The organism is Pseudoalteromonas sp. SG43-4 (genome assembly GCF_014164325.1).
GTDB classification, from domain to species: domain Bacteria; phylum Pseudomonadota; class Gammaproteobacteria; order Enterobacterales; family Alteromonadaceae; genus Pseudoalteromonas; species Pseudoalteromonas distincta.
Window position 1 is genome coordinate 1 of record NZ_JACJFB010000021.1, and the last position, 3,566, is coordinate 3,566.

Sequence of the window (3,566 nt, forward strand, 5' to 3'; positions counted from 1 at the left end):
GCAAAAGCAGCAGCTGACAAACGCAAAGCTGAAGAAGAAGCGCTTAAAAAAGCAGAAGCTGAGCGCAAAAAGCGTGAAGAGGAAGCAAAAGAGCGTGCTGCTGAGGCCGAACGTAAACGCCAGCAAGCAATGCAAGAGCAAATGTTACAAGAGCAACTTGCCAAAGAGCAGGCTGCCCGTAGTAAAATACGTCAGCAACAAGTGGTGAGCGAAGTTGATAAGTACCGTGCATTAATTATGGCGCGTATTCAGCAAAACTTACTGATTGATGAAAAAATGAAAAACCAACAGTGCCGAGTTAATATTCGTTTGGGCTTTAATGGTTTAGTAACGCAAGTTAAATCATTAGGTGGCGACAAGTTAGTATGTGAAGCTGCATTAAGAGCAGTGCGAATGGCTGACACATTACCGGTATCTAAAGATAAAGACGTATTCGAAAAACTTAAGAATATTAATTTAACAATCAAGCCAGAATTTTAAAGGAATGATATGTTCAACAAAATAAAAATAGCCTGTTTAGTTTTACTGTTTGGGTTTACGGGTGTTGCTAATGCAGCGCTTGAAATTGTAATAACAGAAGGTGTAGACGGTGCAAGGCCTATTGCCATTGTACCTTTTAAATACCAAGGTGTTGGTCCTATTCCTGAAAAGCTAAGTGGTGTTATTGCTGCCGATTTAATGCGCAGTGGTAAGTTTAAACCTGTTGATGTGGCGCAAATGCCGCAACAGCCAAGTAAAGATGGCGAAATTGATTATGCGTCTTGGGTTAATAAAGGTGTTGAAGCTGTTCTTGTTGGTGAGGTTGAACAACAAACTGATGGGCGTTATTTAGTTCGTTATGAATTAGTTGATGTGATTCGCGGCCAAATTACCGGTGGCAATACGCAAATGATGAGTAACGGTAAGTTAGTTAAAAGCCAAGATCATATTTTAGAAGCGCGTGAAAGTGTTATTGGCGAGAGTGGTTTTCGCCGTTACTCTCATCGAATCAGTGATGTTATTTATGAAAAGCTAACGGGTGAAAAGGGCGCGTTTTTAACTAAAATTGCATATGTAATAGTACGTGATAACGAGGCTAAACCTTATCAGCTAGTCGTTGCTGATTACGATGGTTTTAACGAACAGGTGTTACTTCGTTCAAAAGAACCATTAATGTCGCCAGCATGGTCACCGAATGGTACTAAACTAGCGTATGTAACGTTTGAAAACCGTCAAAGCCAAATTTACATTCAAGATATATACACAGGTAAGCGTGAAATAATAGCAAGCTACCGTGGTATTAATGGTGCACCGCAGTTTTCGCCAGATGGTAAAAAGCTATTATTAGTGCTTTCTAAGGATAAGACGGGTGCGACAGAAGTTTACATGCTTGACCTTGCTACACGTAAAGAAACACGCTTAACAAATCATCGTAGCATAGATACTGAGCCATCTTGGTACCCTAATGGCCAAGATATTGTGTTTACATCTGAAAGGGGTGGTAATGCTCAGATTTATAAGTTAAATTTAAAAACAGGTAGGTCACAACGACTCACCTTTGATGGTGATATGAACCTTGCTGGTTCTATAACACCAGATGGAAAAGAATTAGTGATGGTTAACCGTACCAACGGGCAGTACCATCTTGCTAAGAAAGAGCTGGCTACAGGTGCGTTTCAAGTATTAACGAGAACACGCCTAGATGAATCACCGAGCATAGCGCCAAATGGTTCGATGATTATATACAGCACGCTCCATAATAATAAACAGGTACTTGCGCTAGTATCGATGGACGGCCGCTTTAAAGCACGGTTACCTGTGCTAGACGGACAAGTAAAGGCACCAGCTTGGTCGCCATACTTACAGTAATATTACTGGTTTACTCAAAATAGGAATCTACTCAATGCAACTTAACAAAATACTTAAAGGCCTGCTAATTGCTGTGCCAGTAATGACATTAGCCGCTTGTAGCTCATCTTCTGATATTGATGAAGGTGCTGCAAACCAATCAAATCAAGGCGTTGTTGAGCAATCAACTAACACTGATACAGTTGAAGTAGCTACAATCTCTCCTGAGCAACAAGCAGAAGAGCAACTTCGTCAAAAGTACGAAGCACTTCGTCAAGAGCAAGTAATTTACTTTGACTTTGATAAAGCGACTGTTGAAGGTAAGTACGCTGATTTACTTCGTGCACATGCTGAGTTTTTAGTTCAAAACCCATCAGTTAAAGTACTAATTGAAGGCCACGCAGATGAGCGCGGTACTCCAGAGTACAACATTGCACTAGGTGAGCACCGTGGCCAAGCAGTTGAAAAATACCTATTAAGCTTAGGTGTTTCAGCTAGCCAAATGTCAGTGGTAAGCTACGGTGAAGAGAAGCCAATGGTTAAATCTCGCACTGAATCAGCTTTCGCTAAAAACCGCCGTGCGGTACTAGTTTACTAAGATAAGAGATATTATGAAGCCGAAAATTATTTTGGCAGCCATGATATTGAGCGGGAGCACCCAGTTAATGGCTGCTCCCGCTCCTGTTTCAGAAGCTGCAAGTTCACAATCAAGTATTGAGAAGCGATTAGCGTCGCTTGAGAATATGATGCAGTCGCGTAACTTTTTACAAGTAGAGTTACAGCAACAACTTAACTTGTTACAAGACGAAGTAAGTCAAATTCGCGGTGTAACTGAAGAGCAAAGCTACAAACTTGAAAAAGTACTGCAGCGTCAGCGTGAGTTGTATCAAGAGATTGAAAACCGCGTGAGCCAGGCTTATACACAGCCAACAGCAGCTCCAGTAGTCGATCAGGCGCAGCCAAACGATGCACAGAGCTACAGCAGTGACTTATCTGAAAATGAAGCGTACGAGCGTGCTGTTGCGTTAATAATGAAAGATAAACGTTATGATCAAGCGATTCCTGAATTTCAAACGTTTTTGACTACCTATCCAAACTCTGTATATGCGTCTAACGCGCATTATTGGTTAGGGCAGTTGCTTACTATTAAAAATGATGGCGTAAAAGCGGTGGAGCATTTTAAAGTGGTTGTTAACGAATTTCCAAATTCTAATAAACGCCCTGATGCAATGCTAAAGTTAGGCACACTTTTACAAGATCAAGGTTCAGCGGCGCAAGCACAAAAAATATTGAGCGATCTTATCAATCAATACCCAAGTACTACCGCTGCAAAACTAGCAACTGATCGTTTGGGAAACTAAAGTTCACCAGCGATTAAATTTCTAGTTAAGGCGAGCAAACTACATGGAAACTCTCGAAGAATCTTGGATTTGCATGTAGTTTGAGCACAAACGGTTTAATTTTGTGCATCTAGACATAAAAACTTAAAAAAAGAGACAATTTCGGTTGCACTCATTTTATAAATAAGTATTATAAGCGCCCGCAGCAAACGAATGGTTACCCCACTCGAAATGCGACAAAAAGAGCGGGTTATTAGCTCAGTTGGTAGAGCAGTTGACTTTTAATCAATTGGTCGATGGTTCAAATCCATCATAACCCACCATTATTTGAATGGTCTTTTATCGGCGGATTTACGTACAATACTAAGTTGTTATAAAACGCAACGTCAGAGCGGGTCA

The 3,566-nt window shown here is 40.9% G+C and carries 4 protein-coding genes and 1 tRNA gene; all 5 read left to right on the forward strand.

Going from position 1 to position 3,566, the window contains the following annotated elements:
* Positions 1-480: cell envelope integrity protein TolA (gene tolA, locus H5160_RS17025; protein ID WP_182733274.1), on the forward strand; the 480-nt coding region annotated here is incomplete at its 5' end.
* Between the two features lie 9 nt (positions 481-489).
* Positions 490-1,848: a Tol-Pal system beta propeller repeat protein TolB gene (gene tolB / locus H5160_RS17030; RefSeq protein ID WP_182738125.1), complete on the forward strand. Its 1,359-nt coding sequence runs from the start codon at positions 490-492 to the stop codon at positions 1,846-1,848.
* A 34-nt stretch (positions 1,849-1,882) separates the two neighbouring features.
* The gene (pal, locus tag H5160_RS17035) at positions 1,883-2,425 is read left to right on the forward strand and encodes a peptidoglycan-associated lipoprotein Pal (RefSeq protein ID WP_002960636.1); all 543 of its coding nucleotides are present in this window, start codon (positions 1,883-1,885) and stop codon (positions 2,423-2,425) included.
* 13 nt (positions 2,426-2,438) lie between these two features.
* Complete coding sequence (gene ybgF / locus H5160_RS17040) at positions 2,439-3,188, forward strand: tol-pal system protein YbgF (RefSeq protein ID WP_033021320.1); 750 nt, start codon at positions 2,439-2,441, stop codon at positions 3,186-3,188.
* A 226-nt stretch (positions 3,189-3,414) separates the two neighbouring features.
* A tRNA-Lys gene (locus H5160_RS17045) sits at positions 3,415-3,490 on the forward strand.
* Positions 3,491-3,566: the final 76 nt, after the last annotated feature.